15 protein-coding genes are annotated in these 16,638 nt (G+C 66.0%); 4 read left to right on the top strand and 11 right to left on the bottom strand.

What is annotated here, in order from left to right; genetic code table 11:
• Positions 1-206 precede the first annotated feature (206 nt).
• The 4 genes from BMX16_RS12150 (at position 207) to BMX16_RS12130 (ending at position 4,013) form a co-directional block, all read left to right on the top strand.
• Complete coding sequence (locus BMX16_RS12150) at positions 207-1,091, top strand: DUF6998 domain-containing protein (protein ID WP_245731513.1); 885 nt, start codon at positions 207-209, stop codon at positions 1,089-1,091.
• 383 nt (positions 1,092-1,474) lie between these two features.
• Positions 1,475-2,191: a DUF484 family protein gene (locus tag BMX16_RS12145; RefSeq protein ID WP_089903873.1), complete on the top strand. Its 717-nt coding sequence runs from the start codon at positions 1,475-1,477 to the stop codon at positions 2,189-2,191.
• Positions 2,188-3,102 carry a tyrosine recombinase XerC gene (locus tag BMX16_RS12140; protein WP_089903870.1) on the top strand — a complete coding sequence of 305 codons (915 nt, stop codon included), beginning with the start codon at positions 2,188-2,190 and terminating at the stop codon, positions 3,100-3,102. The genes BMX16_RS12145 and BMX16_RS12140 overlap by 4 nt, the downstream gene beginning before the upstream one ends.
• Positions 3,103-3,308: 206 nt before the next feature.
• Positions 3,309-4,013 carry a CDP-alcohol phosphatidyltransferase family protein gene (locus tag BMX16_RS12130; RefSeq protein WP_089903864.1) on the top strand — a complete coding sequence of 235 codons (705 nt, stop codon included), beginning with the start codon at positions 3,309-3,311 and terminating at the stop codon, positions 4,011-4,013.
• A gap of 7 nt (positions 4,014-4,020) precedes the next feature.
• Here the strand turns inward: BMX16_RS12130 and BMX16_RS18305 are convergent, their stop codons facing one another.
• From BMX16_RS18305 to BMX16_RS12080, 11 genes are all read right to left on the bottom strand, one after another.
• Entirely contained in the window at positions 4,021-4,323 is a 303-nt protein-coding gene (locus tag BMX16_RS18305; RefSeq protein WP_342707822.1) for an EamA family transporter, read from the bottom strand.
• 12 nt (positions 4,324-4,335) lie between these two features.
• A complete protein-coding gene (locus BMX16_RS18300; RefSeq protein ID WP_342707821.1) occupies positions 4,336-4,761 on the bottom strand; it encodes a hypothetical protein in 426 nt (141 codons plus the stop codon).
• A gap of 172 nt (positions 4,762-4,933) precedes the next feature.
• Positions 4,934-7,873: an isoleucine--tRNA ligase gene (gene ileS / locus BMX16_RS12120; RefSeq protein WP_089903861.1), complete on the bottom strand. Its 2,940-nt coding sequence runs from the start codon at positions 7,871-7,873 to the stop codon at positions 4,934-4,936.
• Positions 7,874-8,158: 285 nt separating this feature from the next.
• The gene (locus BMX16_RS12115; RefSeq protein ID WP_089903858.1) at positions 8,159-9,037 is read right to left on the bottom strand and encodes an extensin-like domain-containing protein; all 879 of its coding nucleotides are present in this window, start codon (positions 9,035-9,037) and stop codon (positions 8,159-8,161) included.
• A gap of 17 nt (positions 9,038-9,054) precedes the next feature.
• A complete protein-coding gene (locus BMX16_RS12110; protein ID WP_089903856.1) occupies positions 9,055-9,972 on the bottom strand; it encodes a prephenate/arogenate dehydrogenase family protein in 918 nt (305 codons plus the stop codon).
• Complete coding sequence (gene hisC, locus BMX16_RS12105; protein WP_089903853.1) at positions 9,969-11,048, bottom strand: histidinol-phosphate transaminase; 1,080 nt, start codon at positions 11,046-11,048, stop codon at positions 9,969-9,971. The genes BMX16_RS12110 and hisC overlap by 4 nt, the downstream gene beginning before the upstream one ends.
• Positions 11,049-11,199: 151 nt before the next feature.
• Positions 11,200-12,624, bottom strand: coding sequence for a homospermidine synthase (locus tag BMX16_RS12100; protein WP_089903850.1), 1,425 nt, complete (start codon positions 12,622-12,624; stop codon positions 11,200-11,202).
• A gap of 141 nt (positions 12,625-12,765) precedes the next feature.
• Positions 12,766-13,386, bottom strand: a complete 621-nt coding sequence (gene rpsD / locus BMX16_RS12095; protein ID WP_089903847.1) for a 30S ribosomal protein S4 — start codon at positions 13,384-13,386, stop codon at positions 12,766-12,768.
• A gap of 190 nt (positions 13,387-13,576) precedes the next feature.
• Positions 13,577-15,070 (bottom strand): glycerol kinase GlpK, encoded by a 1,494-nt coding sequence (gene glpK, locus BMX16_RS12090; RefSeq protein ID WP_089903844.1) that lies wholly within the window; start codon positions 15,068-15,070, stop codon positions 13,577-13,579.
• Positions 15,071-15,084: 14 nt separating this feature from the next.
• Entirely contained in the window at positions 15,085-15,516 is a 432-nt protein-coding gene (gene aroQ / locus BMX16_RS12085; RefSeq protein ID WP_089903841.1) for a type II 3-dehydroquinate dehydratase, read from the bottom strand.
• Positions 15,517-15,532: 16 nt separating this feature from the next.
• Positions 15,533-16,627 carry an ABC transporter ATP-binding protein gene (locus tag BMX16_RS12080; RefSeq protein ID WP_089903838.1) on the bottom strand — a complete coding sequence of 365 codons (1,095 nt, stop codon included), beginning with the start codon at positions 16,625-16,627 and terminating at the stop codon, positions 15,533-15,535.
• Positions 16,628-16,638: the final 11 nt, after the last annotated feature.

Below are 16,638 nucleotides of genomic sequence, written 5' to 3'. Positions count from 1 at the left end.
GGGGGAGGCGGTGAATTGAAGTTTCGATTTTCTGTAAAAGTCACAGCCAGTCGACTGGAATGAGTTTTTTTGCAGTATTTCGGCACATAGTGGTCTGAACAAGTCGTCCCGGACTGTGCTACAAGTGCACCATCGTCCGTATCGCCTCAGTCTACGATGTATTTTATAAACTCCCAAAACTACTTGGGATTTCCAGGAAACTCCTTATGAGAAACAATAAGTTTGGGTATGATAGTAGTAACACGAATGGGGTCACCATCACCCCGCCACCCGCACCCCTTGAAGCACAGTATGCCGCTGATAGCATCGAGTCATTAGTTTCGAGCATTGATCAAGCTCTGGAACAAACAGGATTTACGCAGTTCGAACTTGATGAACCAATCGACAATGAAACGCCTTCTTCCATGTCAGCACCGAAAGCGCTGCATACAATCAGTCAGGCTCAGATCATAAAGTCCCTTAGAGAGGCTTTATCTTGGCTCGAGCGGGAGTTAAGCTGGGGTGTCCAACCGTCAAGCCTGCCCCACCTTACTGGCCGCATTGGGGAGCTCTATGCCGCAATGATCACGCGCGGACAAATGGCATTGGCAACAAATCAATTGGGCTACGACATAGTGACGGCTCGGGGCGAGCGTGTTTCTGTCAAAACGATTACGTCATCAACTCATGTCACCTTCAACCAGGCAACCTTTGGCTTGGTTGATCGGATCCTCGTTCTGCGCCTGAACTTCGATGGCGATGAAGCTTCCATTGAGGAGGTTCTGGATTGCTCTGCACAAGACGCCCTAAAGCTGCTTACAGTGAAGGGCGGAAAATATTATATCTCTACTTACAAGAAATCGACTGTAACGCCTAACTTTACCAAACTTATGATCGTTGCCGAGGCGAAGTACAAAAACGAGACTATCGTTCAGTATGAAAATGCGACAATCATAGTTACTCATATGGGTAAGGCTCACGCCAACACGATAGCTGCTCTGAAAAGGATTGCTTTAGAAATCGGCGTAGATGTCTTGAATAGCCAAGGAAACCCAAAGAACACACGTAGCTTGGGATCTGATATCATCAAAACTCTACAGGCGCTTTCATAAGCGGTACAAAATCTCACCAATCCTTGTTCTATATTTGGACATAACTGAGGTTGTTGCGTTCTATAAAGCTAAGCGCCTTTCGCTTTGCCATCACCCAGTTGGCTGCCTGCGCACAGCAAATCGCGATATCAAAAGGGTCTTTCGCTATCCGCTAGGGAACTGGCCTACATTGCTCTGCAGGTGACGATAGAACTCGACGCACTGGGCCGCACCAGTGAATCGAGGTCTCACGTAACCTTTGCTGCGGCTCACTCGCATAGCGGCCATTGGCGGATGCATCCCACCGCGACCAAAACGCCTCACCCGCCCCACAACCTGCGCGAAAAGGGCTGACGCGGCACCGCTACCTGCTATGCTGCCCCAAAACAAGAGCAGAGCAGCCCATGAACACCACACCCCTGATGGATGGCCCGGTCCGTGACCGGATCATCGCCGACCCCGATCTGTTGCTGGATGACCAGGACATCATGCGCGCCCTCGTGGGGGCCAACGAGAAGGCGATGGGCGGCAACATCGTCGATCTGCGCGGCATCGCGATGGAACGGCTCGAATCACGCCTCGACCGGCTGGAGGATACGCACCGCAGCGTGATCGCCGCCGCCTACGAGAACCTCGCGGGCACCAACCAGATCCACCGGGCCGTGCTGCGCCTGATGGACGCCACCCGGTTCGAGACGTTCCTGCGCGACCTGTCAGGCGACGTGGCCGACACCCTGCGCGTGGACGTGATGCGCCTGGTGCTGGAAAGCGAAGGCGACGGCGACGATCCCACTATTCGCCAGCTGGGGGCCGTGCTGAACGTGGGGCGTCCGGGCTTTTGCGACAGCTACATCACCCGCGACCGCGACATCCCGGTGCGCGTCGTCACCCTGCGGCAGGTGCAGGGCCACGGGACCGAAGTCTACGGCGAGCGTGCCGCCGACATCCGGTCGGAGGCGTGCCTGAAACTCGACCTCGGGGCAGGTCGCCTGCCCGGCATGCTGGTCATGGGGTCGGAGGATCCGCATCTGTTCACGCCCCAGCAGGGCACCGACCTGCTGACCTTCTTCGGCGGCGTGTTCGAGCGGAGCATGCGCCGGTGGCTGTCGGCGGGGGTATGATCGCACCGCAGCTGAGTGCTGCCCTGGCCGACTGGCTGGATCATTGCGCCGCGCTGAACGATGCCGCCGACCACACGATCGCCGCCTATCGCGCCGATGTGCAGGGGTTTCTGGCGTTCATGCAGTTGCACCACGGCGATGCGCTGGGCCTTGGCCCCATCGCGCGGCTGACCACCGGCGACATGCGCGCATGGATGGCGCATGAACGCGGCCGGGGCGTGGGCGCGCGGTCGCTTGCGCGCAGCCTGTCGGCGGTCAAGACCTTCTACCGCTGGCTGTCGGACCGCGAAGGGTTCGAGCCGACCGCCGTGCTGACCATTCGCAGCCCCAAGTTCACACGCAAGCTGCCCCGCCCGCTGGCGGAACCCGCAGCCCGCGACATGATCGACCGGGTGGAATGTCAGGCAGCGGAGCCTTGGGTCGCGGCCCGCGACACCGCCGTCGTCACTGTCCTCTACGGTCTGGGCCTGCGCATCTCCGAGGCGCTGTCGCTGACCACGCAACAAAGCCCCCTGCCCGCCACCCTGCGCATCACCGGCAAGGGCGGGCGGATGCGTCTGGTGCCTGTGCTGTCCGCTGCGCGCGATGCCGTCGCCACTTATGTCCGCCTGTGTCCGCACGACCTGACCGACGGCGGCCCGCTGTTCCGGGGCGTGCGCGGGGCGGCGCTGAACCCGCGGGCGATCCAGAAGGTCATGGAACAGGCCCGCCTGCAACTGGGACTGCCCGCCACCGCCACGCCACACGCCATGCGCCACAGCTTTGCCACCCACCTGCTGACCGCCGGCGGCGACCTGCGCAGCATTCAGGAGTTGCTGGGCCATGCCAGCCTGTCCACGACGCAGGCCTACACCGCCGTCGATGCCGCCCGCCTGATGGCGGTCTACGACGCGGCCCACCCCCGCGCCTGACAAGAGCCCCGCCCCGTCATCTGACCGGACAAACGCCCCCGCAGGCACCGTCCCGGCCCCGTCCCGACCGCGACCGCCGCAGCCGCCCGGGCCTGCATCATCATCTTGCCCCAAATACTCCCCCGCCGGAGGCGTCCGACCCTTACAATCCGGGCCACATCCATTCTAAGGTCGCCTTTCAGGATCAGTTCGCGAAAGCCTATGCCATGACCTTCGGAACCCTCGGCCAGAAAGCCCTCGCCGTTCATCTGCTGACCGCGACGGGCGCGGTCTTCGCCATGCTGGCCATGCTGGCCGCCGTGGATGCGGACTGGACCGAGATGTTCGTCTGGCTGATCGTCGCCTTCTTCGTGGATGGCATCGATGGGCCGCTGGCGCGCCGTTACGACGTCGACACGAACGCGCCAGAGTTCGACGGGGTGCTGCTCGATCTGATCATCGACTATCTGACCTACGTGTTCATCCCGGCCTATGCGCTTTATGGCTCTGGCCTGATGGACGGCTGGTCGGGGTGGGTCGCGATCTTTATCATCACCTTCACCTCGGCGATGTATTTCGCCGACCGGCGGATGAAGACGACGGACTATTCCTTCTCTGGCTTTCCGGGGTGCTGGAACATGCTGGTGCTGGTGCTGTTCGCGATCCAGCCTGCGTGGTGGATTTGCCTTGCCGTTGTGGCGCTGCTGGCCATCGCCATGTTCGTGCCGGTCAAGTTCGTGCATCCCGTCCGCACCCGCCGCTGGCGCGCCGTCACGCTGCCGATGGCACTGGGCTGGGTAGTGTTCGCCGGCTGGGCCGCCAGCGCCGATTTCGACACCGGAAGCTGGGCGCACTGGGGGCTGATCGTGACCAGCATCTATCTGACGCTGGCTGGTGCGGCACAGCAGATCGCCTACGGCCGCGAGGGATGAGCAACGATCAGATCCGGGTCAGGCCGACCCCCGCGACGATCAGCAGGGCGGCGGCCAGTTTCTGACGATCCAGACCCTTGCCGAAGGCAAGCCAGCCGATCAGCACCGCCACGAGGATGGACGTTTCGCGCACCGCCGCGACCAGTGCGATAGGGGCCTGCGTCATGGCCCAGACGACGAACGCATAGGCGGCGAACGAACAGGCCCCCGCCACCAGACCGATCCCCCACACGCGGCCCACGCGCGGTACGCCACCCGGCCCGCGCAAGCGAAGGATCACCGGCACATAGACCACCGCCGCCGCGATCAGGAGCCAGCCCGTTTAGGCCAGCGGGTCGCCACCGATCCGCGCGCGCATCCCGTCGGTCAGCGTATAGGCCGCCGTCGCCCCCGCAGCCCCGGCCGCCATCGGCAGCATCCGCCAGCTTTCGCCGCTGGTGAACACCTCCCGCGCCACTACGGTTAGCCCTGCACCCAGCAAAAGGATGCCCGCCACCTCGGTCCCCGTGACCGGGTCGAGCGCGAGGGCCGCACTGACGGCCAGCACGATCATCGGCGCACCGCCGCGGGCCAGCGGATAGACCCGGCTCAGGTCACCACGGTCGTAGGCGTAGGCAAGGAATAGTTGATAGGCCGTGTGGATCAGCCCGGAGGACGCGATCCAGGCCCAGACCTGACACTGCAGCAGGGGCCGCGTGGCCACCACCGCCAGCCCCGCCAGCGCATTGCCCAACGTCAGCACCAGCATCGCCGACTGCTTGTCGGCCCCGCGCCGGATCAGGGCATTTTAAACCGCATGCAGCGCCGCCGCCGCCAGCACCGCGACAAAGACGGCCAGCGTCATGCGGTGCGGCCCCGATCGGGCCCGGCGCATTCCTGTGCCCCGGTCCTGCGGGGCGGCAGGACCGGGGCGGTGGTGGTCAGCTCAACGCGGCGTCGCAGCGCGCGCAGACGCCCGGATGCGCGTGGCTGCCCACGTCGGGCAGGATCTTCCAGCAGCGCTGGCACTTCGACCCCTCGGCACGGTCAAAGACCACGGCCACGTCGGGCACCTCGTCGGACCGGAACGCTGCCTGCGGTGCCGCATCCGTCGTGATCTCGATCCCGCTGGTGATGCACAGATCGTCGAAGGACAGGGTGCGCAGGATCGCCGCCTCGGCGTCGGAGACGTAGACCAGCGGGGCCGCCTCCAGTGACGCACCGATGACCTTGTTGGTGCGCTCCACCTCCAGCGCGCCGGTGACGACGCGGCGGACGCGGCGTACCGTTGCCCATTTCGCCGCCAAGTCCGCGTCCAGCCAGTCGGCGGGCGTGTCGGCGAAGTCCTGCAGGTGGACCGACGACACCGGGCCCGGATGCCGTTCCAGCCACACCTCCTCCATCGTGAAGCACAGGATGGGGGCGAGCCACGTGGTCAGGCGGTCGAACAGCAGTTCCAGCACCGTCCGCGCCGCACGCCGCCGCGCCGTGTCGCCGTCGCAATAGAGCGCGTCCTTGCGGATGTCGAAGTAGAACGCCGACAGATCCAGCGTGGCAAAGTCGAAGATCGCCCGGAACACGCCCTGGAAATCGTAGGCCGCATAGCCCTTGCGCACGACGCCGTCGAGTTCGGCCAGCCGGTGCAGCACCCACTGTTCCAGCTCCGGCATCTGGTCGCGCCCGACCCGGTCGGCGTCGGTCACGTCCGCGAGCGACCCCAGCATGAAGCGCATGGTGTTGCGCAACCGGCGATAGCTGTCGGCGGTGCCCTTCAGGATTTCCGGCCCGATCCGCATGTCCGAGGTGTAGTCCGACTGCGCCACCCACAGGCGCAGGATGTCGGCGCCGTATTCCTTGATGACCGTCTCGGGCGCCGTGGTATTGCCGACGGATTTGGACATCTTCATGCCCTTTTCGTCCAGCGTGAAGCCATGGGTCACGACCGCCTTGTAGGGCGCGCGGCCCAGCGTGCCGCAGGCCTGCAAGAGCGAGGAGTGGAACCAGCCGCGGTGCTGGTCTGTCCCCTCCATATACACGTCGGCGATGCCGTCGGGCGCGCCGTCCGCCCGGTCGCGCAGCACGAAGGCGTGGGTGGAGCCGCTATCGAACCACACGTCGAGGATGTCGAACACCTGATCCCACTCGGTCGGGTCGTAGTCGGCGCTCAGGAAGCGGGCCTTGGCGCCCTCCTCGTACCACGCATCGGCACCCTCGACCTCGAAAGCGTCGCGGATGCGGGCGTTGACCGCGTCGTCGCGCAGCAGGAAATCCGGGTCGGTCGGCAGCGCGCCGCGCCGTGTGAAGCAGGTCAGCGGGACGCCCCAGGCGCGCTGGCGCGACAGCACCCAGTCGGGGCGCTGGCTGATCATCGCGTGCAGGCGATTGCGGCCACGCGGCGGCGTCCACGTTACCAGATCGTCGATGCTGGTCAGCGCACGCTGGCGGATCGTGGTGCCGTGCGTGTCCTGCCCGTCGCCCACGGGGCGGTCGATGGCGGCGAACCACTGCGGCGTGTTGCGATAGATCACCGGCGCCTTGGATCGCCACGAATGCGGGTAGCTGTGCTTGATCTTGCCGCGCGCGAACAGCCCGCCGACCTCGATCAGCTTGTCGATGACGGCGGTGTTGGCGTCACCTTCCCAAGACTTGTTCTTGGGCTTGTCGCGAAAGATCGCCTTGCCGCCGAAGAACGGCAGGTCGGGGCGGAATGTGCCATCCTCGGTCAAGTTGTAGGTGATGACCTGTTCCAGCATGCCCAGATCGCGGTAAAGCTCGAACTCCTCCATCCCGTGGCTGGGCGCGCAATGCACGAAACCGGTGCCTTCGTCAGCGGTGACGAAGGGGGCGGCGCGGAAGTCGCGGAGATCGTCCCATTCGCCGTAGCCGTCGTCGGCACCCGCCAGCGGATGCAGCAGTCGGATTTTCTCGAGATCGACCGGGGTCACGTCGCAGAGACGGCGATACATCGACGGCTCCAGCCGCCCCTTCTGCATCACGGTGTCGGCCAGCTTGTCCGCAATCAGGTAGCGGTCCCCGATGCTGACCCATGACTGTTCCGGACGCCCGGTGACCTCGTAGAGGCCATAGGAAATCTCCGGCCCCCAGACGACGGCCTTGTTGGAGGGCATGGTCCACGGCGTCGTCGTCCAGATCAGCACATGCGCGCCGTCCAGTGTCGCATCACCAGTGCCCGTGACCTTGAACTTCACCCAAACCGTGTGGCTTTCCTTGTCGTGATACTCGACCTCGGCCTCGGCCAGCGCCGTCTTTTCCACGGGCGACCACATCACGGGCTTGGAGCCCTGATAGAGCGTGCCGTTCATCAGGAACTTCTGGAACTCCGCCGCGATCACGGCCTCCGCGTGGAAATCCATCGTCAGATAGGGGTCGGCCCAGTTGCCGGTGATGCCGAGGCGCTTGAACTCCTCGCGCTGGATGTCGACCCAATGGGCCGCGAACTTGCGGCATTCGGCGCGGAAATCGTTGACCGGCACATCGTCCTTGTCCAACCCCTTCTCGCGGTACTGCTCCTCGATCTTCCATTCGATCGGCAGACCGTGGCAGTCCCAGCCGGGCACATAGCGCGCGTCGAACCCCATCATCTGGCGCGACCGGACGATCATGTCCTTGATCGTCTTGTTCAGCGCATGACCGATGTGCAGATGCCCGTTCGCATAAGGTGGGCCGTCGTGCAGGATGAACGGCGTGCGATTCTCCTTGCCGCGCAGCAGGTCATAGACGCCGATCTCCTCCCATCGCGCCAGCCATTCCGGCTCGCGCTTGGGCAGGCCTGCGCGCATCGGAAACTCGGTCCGGGGCAGGTTCAGGGTGTCCTTGTAATCGACGGTCGAGGCAGTCTGATCGGGGGTGTCGGCGCACATGGGTTGCGTCCTTTGGCAGGGGGCAGATGAGGGGGATGGCGGCACGAAACAGGCCCGGCGGCGCTGGCCGTCAGCGCGCCGGGGCGATAATTCGATGGCCCACCCGGATCAACATGCGCGCGTTATAGGCCCGGCACCGCATGGGGTAAAGCCAGCGCGGACGCAGGTCGCTCGCCCGGTTTCATCTGACCCGAAAACGCCCCCCGGAGGATCCGGGGTCGCGACCAGCCGCCAAGACCCCGCATCATCTTGCCGCAAATGCGCCCTCGCGGAGCGCATCCCGCGTCAGCGGCAATAGCTGCTGGATCGTCCACGCGCGGTATCGAAGTGAAAGTGATCCCGGTGCGCCGCGTTGGCGTTCGGCCCCAGCACGGTACCGAACGGGCCGCAGGCCGCCTGCCACATCGCCTTCAGCGCCTGCCCGGCAGAACCATTGTTCCAGTCGCGCAGCACGCTGATCTCTTGCCCGTTCTGCAGACGGATGGCACCGATGTCCACGGCACGGCCCATGCCGTGTTCGGACATGCGGGCGGGGCCACCCGCCCCCACGCGGTTGCGGCAGGTGTAGTGCCCCATGATCTGCAGGCTCGCCACGCCGCCGCCGGTGCCGCCTACGGCGGGCACGACCCCATTCGTGACCCAGCTGCGCAACGCCCGCGCTGTGGTGCAGTCGATGGTGGCGGCCTCGCTCAGCGGCACGCCGGCGACAGACCGGACGCGCACGGCCCCATCGACGCCACACTGGCCGGGGCCGTCGATGTCGGCGATCACCTCGCCTATGATGGCGGGATCGTCGCAGATCGACCCGCGCGCGGATTGCTGCGGCGCAGGTGCGGGGGCTGGCACGGGTGCCGCTGGCGGCGCCTCGCGCGTGGCAAATGCGGCGGGTCGCACTTCCGGGCGTTCGGTGGCGCGGGGGGCAAGCGCGCTCAGCACCGCAGAGGGTGCGATCCGGCGGGTCGTAGGTGCTGTGGCGACGCTGATGGCCGCGTCGGGCCGCAACACCGGGCGCAGGACCTCGGTGATGTCGGAGTCGATCGTGGCTGCCGGATCAGCCGCATCGGTGGCAGCAGGCGCGGCTTCCGTCACCGGGCGCGGGCTGGGGCGCAGCGTGGCGTCCGGCCCCGCGGCATGCGCCTGCCCTGCGGCCAGTGCACAGACCATGGCGAACGCCGCCCCTCTCACCGCTGGACCGGTCCGCGGCCGAAATTCGGCGCGTCGGTGTCCTGACCCGCGTCGATGATTCCGCGCCGGATCGCGCGGGTGCGGGTGAAATAGGCGTGCAGGTGATCGCCGTCGCCGGTGCGGATCGCACGCTGCAGGGCGAACAGCTCTTCGGTGAAGCGCCCGAGGATTTCCAGCGTCGCGTCCTTGTTGGTCAGGAACACGTCGCGCCACATCGTCGGATCGGAGGCCGCGATGCGGGTGAAGTCGCGGAAACCGGCGGCGGAATACTTGATGACCTCGCTGTCGGTGACGCGGCGCAGGTCGTCGGCCACGCCGACCATCGTATAGGCGATCAGGTGCGGCGTGTGACTGGTGACGGCCAGCACCAGATCGTGGTGGTCTGCGTCCATCTCGTCGAGGTTTGCACCCATGCCGCGCCACAGGTCGGACAGGCGGTCCACCGCCGCGCGGTCGGTCCCTTCGGTGGGCACGACGATGCACCAGCGGTTGTCGAAGAGGCTGGCAAAGCCCGCGCGCGGCCCCGATTGCTCGGTCCCCGCCAGCGGGTGCGCGGGCACGAAATGCACGCCCTCGGGCACATGCAGCGCGACCGCGTCGATCACAGCCCGCTTGACGGAGCCGACATCCGACACGGTCGCCCCCGGCTTCAACGCCGGTGCGATCTGCGCCATGACATCGCCCATCGCGCCCACGGGCACGCAGAGCACGACCAGATCGGCGTCTGCCACCGCCTCTGCGGCCGAGTCGAAAACCTCGCACAGCCCGATCTCGCGGGCGGTGGCGCGGGTTTCGGCCGACCGGGCATAGCCGGTGATCGTGCCCGCCAGACCGCCGCGCTGCATCGCCAGCGCCATGGACGACGCGATCAGGCCCAGCCCGATCAGCGCGACCCGGTCGTAGATCACGGTCATCGCGCGCCCTTGAACTGACCGATGGCGTGCACGACCCGGCGGCAGGCGGATTCGTCGCCCACGGTGATGCGCAGGCAATGCGGAAAGCCATAGCTGACCGGATGCCGCACGATGATCCCCTGGCTCAGCAGATGGGCGTTGCAGGCGACCGCCTCCGCCTCGGACGCGAAGCGCGCGAGGATGAAGTTCGCGGTGGAGGTGTCGGACGGCACGCCCATTTCCGCCAGCGAGGTGGACAGCCAGTCGCGCCAGCGGGCATTCTCGATCCGGCACTTTTCGGTATAGTCGGTGTCGCGCACGGCGGCCTCTGCGGCGGCGAGCGCGCCGCCCGACAAATTGAACGGCCCCCGGATGCGGTTCAGCACGTCGATGATCGGCTGCGGACCGTAGCCCCAGCCGATCCGCAAGCCGCCCAGCCCGTAGATCTTGGAAAACGTGCGCGTCATGAAGACGTTGGCGCGCCCGTCGATCAGACCGCGTCCGCCGTCATAGCCTTCGGCATACTCCGCATAGGCACCGTCGAGCACCAGCAGTGCGCGGGGTGGCAGACCTTCGGCCAGACGGGCGATTTCGGCCTGACCGATCATCGTGGCGGTCGGGTTGGCGGGGTTCGCGATATAGACCAGCCGGGTGCGGTCGGTGCAGGCAGCAAGGACCGCGTCCACGTCGATCACCCGCTCCCGCTCGGGCACGACGACGGGGGTGGCACCCGCCGCGAGCGCCACGATGCGGTAGATGGCGAAGCCGTGCTCGGTATAGATGACCTCGTCGCCCTCGTCCGCATAGGCCTGCGCCAGCAGGTGCAGGATCTCGTCCGAGCCGACGCCGCAGATGATCCGCGCGGGATCGAGGTGCCACACGTCACCGATCGCCTGCCGCAGGGCGCTGTGGTCGGTCACCGGATAGCGGTGCAGGTCGTGGACCGCGCGCAGGAAGGCGTCCTTCGCCTTTGGCGAGGCACCGAAGGGGTTCTCGTTCGACGACAGCTTCAGCACGTTCGACACGCCTTCGACGTGGGACGCACCGCCCTGATAAAGCGCGATGTCCATGATGCCGGGGCGTGGGGTGATCGTCATGGAACAGCACTTCCGTCAGATGATGGGCTCCGCGTCGTTCTAGCGACGCGGGCGGGGCCTGACCAGTGCCAAGGTGTCACCCGTGCGGGACCGGCGCGGACCAAGGGCATCGGGCAGGGCGTATTGGCCCGTCGGGGCCGGATACCCTGCGTCAGGTCGCCAGCACGTTGCGGAACTGCCAGGGATCGCTGTCGTCGATATCCTCGGGGAATTGCGCCCAGCGGTCGGTCAGGGGCGTCCAGTCGGTGTAATGCGCCTCGACCGCGCCCAGATAGGGGCGCTGCACGGCCAGACACCGGGCGTGGTCCATCTCGTCGGTCTCGACGATGCCGGCACGCGGGTTTTCCAGCGCCCAGACCATGCCCGCCAGAACGGCGGACGTGACCTGCAGCCCCGTCGCGTTCTGGTAAGGGGCCAGCGTCCGCGCCTGCGCGTTCGACAGGCGCGAGCCATACCACAGCGCGTTGCGCGCGTGGCCATAGAGCAGCACGCCGAGCTCGTCGCTGCCTTCGACGATCTCGTCCACGGTCAGGATTTCGTGCACCGCCTGCTGGCGACACGATCCGAACATCTCGTGCAGGGACAGCACCGCGTCGTCGCAGGGGTGATAGGCATAGTGGCAGGTCGGGCGATAGGCGGGTGCGGCGGGATCGCCGCCAACACCCGGCACCGTGTAGTAATCGGAAATGCCGATCGCCTCGTTATGGGTGACGAGAAAGCCGAACTGCGGGCCGGGCGTCGGGCACCAGGTGTGGACGCGGGTGATCGCACCGGGGCGGTCCATCCAGATCGCGGCCCCGCAGCCCGTCGCGTGGCGGTGGCCGTTGTCGGGAAACCACGTCTCGTGTGTCCCCCAGCCCAGTTCGGCGGGCTGGAACCCTTCGGCGATGAAGCCCTCGACGCTCCATGTGTTGACGAAGGTGCCGCGCGGACGCGGTAGGCGGCGGGCCTGCGTGTCGCGTTCGGCGATATGGATGCCCTTGACGCCGAGCGACTGCATCAGCGCGGCCCAGCCCGCCCGGCCCGGCGGCACGGGATCGTCGCGGCCCATGTCCTGCGACAAGGTCATCAACGCGTCCTTGACCAGCCACGACACCATGCCGGGGTTGGCACCGCAGCACGACACCGCCGTCGGCCCGCCCGGATGGGCCGCCGCATGGTCGCGCACCCGCTGGCGCAGGGCATAGTTCGTGCGGTCGGCGTTGTGTTCCGTGTCGAAATAGAACCCGGCCCAGGGTTCCGTCACCGTGTCGATGTAGAGCGCACCCAATTCGCGGCACAGGATCATCAGATCGAGGCTGTCGGTATCCACCGACAGGTTCACGCAGAACCCGCCCTGCCCCAGAAGGTCGGTCAGGATCGCGCGGTAGTTGTCCGGCGTCAGCGCCACCTGCAGGTGACGGTGGCCGTGCTGCGCAAGAAAGGTGTGCGTCGCGGGGTCCGGGTCGATGACGACCAGCCTGCTCGCGTCGTATTCGAAGTGCCGCTCGATGAGCGGCAGCGTGCCCTTGCCGATGGAACCGAAGCCGATGATGACGACGGCACCGTCTATGCGGCCATAAACCGGATGTGTCATGGATCTATCCCCTCAAGCAGCCCCGACGGGGTCCGGCCCCTCTAGCGCGGGGGATGCGACGGCATCAAGACAGCTGGGCCACCCGCACATGCAAAAGGCCGCCCCGAAGGGCGGCCCTGGCAGAACGAACGCGCGGGGCGCTTAGTTCTTGGCGTAGAATTCGACGACCAGATTCGGTTCCATCGTCACCGGATACGGCACGTCGCCCAGTGTCGGAGTGCGCACGAACGTTGCGACCATCTTGGAATGATCGACTTCCATGTAGTCGGGCACGTCACGCTCGGGCAGCTGGGCTGCGACCATCACGAGTTCCATCTGCTTGGACTTCTGACGGACCTCGATCACGTCGCCTTCCTTCACGCGGTAGGAGGGGATGTTCACGCGGATGCCGTTCACGGTCACGTGGCCGTGGTTCACGAACTGACGGGCAGCGAACACGGTCGGCACGAACTTCGCGCGGTAGACCACGGCGTCCAGACGACGCTCCAGCAGGCCGATCAGGTTCTCGCCCGTGTCGCCCTTGACCCGCTCGGCCTCGGTGTAGATGCGGCGGAACTGCTTTTCGGTCAGGTCGCCGTAGTAGCCCTTCAGTTTCTGCTTGGCGCGCAGCTGCAGGCCAAAGTCGGAAACCTTGCCCTTGCGGCGCTGGCCGTGCTGGCCGGGGCCGTATTCGCGGCGGTTGACCGGGGACTTCGGACGGCCCCAGATGTTTTCGCCCATGCGGCGGTCGATCTTGTACTTGGCAGACGTGCGTTTGGTCACGGCTGATCTCCTTCGGTTCGGGTCCGCGGGGGACGTGAAGGGCGTTGTCCTTTGGGCGGATGCCCCGACAGGCAATCCCCTTGCGGGGGCCACCAACACCAGTAGGGGGCGCTTAGGGGATCGGCGGGGGCGTGTCAACGGCTGGCGTGGGACGCCTCCGGCGGGGGAGTACTTTCGTAAAAAGCGAGGATCAGTCGGCACCCGCGTAGGTCAGCGTGGCCCGGACGGCGCGGGTCCACTGATGGTACTTGCGCGCCCGGTCAGCGGGGGCCATCGCGGGGGCAAAGGTCCGGTCCAGCGCCCAGCGTGCGGCGAAGCCCGCCTGATCGGGGTAGAGGCCCGCGCGCTGGCCTGCCAGCCACGCGGCCCCCAGCGCCGTGGTTTCCAGCACCCGCGGGCGGTCCACCGGGGCGTCGATGATGTCGGCGAGGAATTGCATCGCGTAATCCGACGCGCTCATGCCGCCATCGACGCGCAAGCTGGCGTCGCCCGCCTGCCCCGCCCAGTCGGCGCGCATGGCATCGAGCAGGTCGCGGGTCTGGTAGCCCACCGATTCGAGGGCGGCGCGGGCCAGCTCCTCTGGCCCCGAATTGCGCGACAGGCCATAGATCGCGCCGCGGCAGTCGGCGTTCCAGTAGGGCGCGCCGAGGCCGGTGAAGGCGGGCACGAGGATCACGGGCTGGTCTAGGTCGGAGTTTTCCGCGAGCGGCTGCGTCTCCTTGGCCTCGCGGATCATCTTGAGCCCGTCGCGCAGCCATTGCACCACGGCACCGGCGATGAAGATGGACCCTTCCAGCGCGTAGGTCGGCTTGCCGTCGAGCTGGTAGGCGATGGTCGTCAGCAGCCGCGAGGTCGAGGCCACCGGCGTGTCGCCCGTGTTCAACAGCGCAAAGCAGCCGGTACCGTAGGTCGATTTCACCATGCCGGGCTTGAAGCACGCCTGTCCCAACGTCGCCGCCTGCTGGTCGCCCGCCACGCCGAGGATCGGGATCGGCCGCCCGAACAGGTCCGGCCGCGTGATGCCGAAATCGGCGGCGCAATCGTGGACCGTCGGCAGCAGCGCCATGGGAATGTCGAGCAGCTCGCAGATCGCCTGCGACCACGCGCCGGCGTGGATGTCGTAGAGCATGGTGCGGCAGGCGTTCGTGGCGTCCGTGACGTGGGATGCGCCGCCCGTCAGGTTCCAGATCAGCCACGTGTCCACGGTGCCGAAGGCCAACTCGCCCGTCCGGGCCCGGTCGCGGGCCCCGTCCACGTGGTCGAGGATCCATTTCACCTTGGTCGCCGAGAAATAGGGGTCGAGCAGCAGGCCCGTGACAGCACTGACCATATCCGCATGGTCGGCCAGATCGCGGCAGATGTCGGCGGTCCGGCGGTCCTGCCAGACGATGGCGTTATGAATGGGCTGGCCGGTGGCACGGTCCCAGATCAGCGTCGTCTCGCGCTGGTTGGTGATACCGATGGCGGTCACGTCGGTGGCCCGCAACCCGGCCTTTTCGATGGCGGCGCGACAGGTGGCCGCCGTCGTGGACCACAGATCCGATGGATCGTGTTCGACCCAGCCCGATTGCGGAAAGACCTGTGGAAACTCTTCCTGTGCGGTGGCCACTGGCATCATGTCGGCGTCGAACAATATGGCGCGCGTCGATGTGGTGCCTTGGTCTATGGCGAGGATGTGGGTCATGTTTTGCCCTGCTGTCAGGTGATCAGGGCGCAGATGCGCTGGACGGCGGCGGCATAGCCGAAGGTGCCGAGCCCTGCGATGACGCCGTCGGCGCGGGCCGAGATGTAGGAATGATGACGGAACGCCTCGCGCCGGTGGACCTGCGTCACGTGCACCTCGATCACCGGACCGTCGAACGCATTGAGCGCATCGAGGATCGCGATGGAGCTGTGTGTCAGGGCACCCGCGTTGATCACGATGCCCGCCGCCGTCTGCCGTGCCTCGTGGATCAGGTCGATCAGCACGCCTTCGTGGTTCGACTGTTCCATGCGGATCGTCGCCGCATCGCCCGCAGCCGCCCGGCACAGGGCAGCCACGTCATCCAGCGTGTCGGCACCATAGATGTCGGGCTGCCGCTGCCCCAGCAGGTTCAGGTTCGGGCCGTTCAGGACGAGGATCGTGGGCATGGGACGCCTTTCCCGCTTAGCGGTAGTGCAGCGACTGACCGTTGTGGAAGATCTGCACTTTTTCGGGGCGGGCCGTCATGCGGACGGTCGTGCCGCGCAGGCCCTGATGGATGCCCGGCAGCTTGCCGATCACCGCGTCGTTGTCGCGGATCCGGTCGAAATAGAGCAGCGTCACCTCGCCCAGCGCTTCGGTGATGTTCACCTTACCCTCGAAGATGTAGGGCGCGCCGGGCTCCACGGAGAGAAGATCCTCTGGCCGGACGCCCACGTTGACCTTCAGCCCCATGTCGGAGGCCTGCGTCGCCACGGCGGCAGTGGCGGTGCCGCCACCGACCAGACGCACGGTGGTTTCCGGCCCGGTCGCGACGATCTCTCCAGCGAGCAGGTTCATCGCCGGGCTGCCGATGAACTGGGCCACGAACTCGTTCTGCGGCCGCTCGTAGAGTTCGAGCGGGGTGCCGACCTGTGCGATGCCCTTGTTGGCCAGCACCACGATGCGGGTGGCCAGCGTCATCGCCTCCACCTGATCGTGGGTGACATAGATCATCGTGCTGTCGGGCATCGATTCCTTGAGTTGCGCGATCTCGATCCGGGTGGCGACGCGCAGGGCCGCGTCCAGGTTCGAGAGCGGTTCGTCGAAGAGATACACCTTGGGGTCGCGCACGATGCTGCGGCCGATCGCGACCCGCTGGCGCTGGCCACCAGACAGCGCCTTGGGTAGACGGTCGAGGTAGGGTTCCAGCTGCAGGATGCGCGCGGCCTTGGACACGGCGGCGTCGATCTCGGACTTGGACTTCTTAGCCAGCTTCAGCGCGAAGGTCATGTTGTCGCGCACGGTCATGTGCGGATAGAGCGCGTAGGACTGGAACACCATCGCGATGCCGCGCTGGGCGGGCGGGATGTCGTTCACGACCTGCCCGTCGATCTGCAACTCGCCCCCGGAAATCTTTTCCAGCCCCGCGATCATGCGCAGCAGCGTGGACTTGCCGCAGCCCGACGGACCGACGAACACGATCAGCTCGCCCGTCTTGATGTCAAGGTTGATGTCCTTGAGGACGTCGATCGTGCCGCCGTAGGTTTTCTCGACTTGGGTCAGCTTGAGCGTGGCCATCGGGGGGCTCC

The organism is Loktanella fryxellensis (genome assembly GCF_900110065.1).
Taxonomy (GTDB): Bacteria; Pseudomonadota; Alphaproteobacteria; order Rhodobacterales; family Rhodobacteraceae; genus Loktanella; species Loktanella fryxellensis.
Note: the sequence above shows the minus strand (reverse complement) of the source record. Positions and strands in the feature narration are given on the sequence as shown.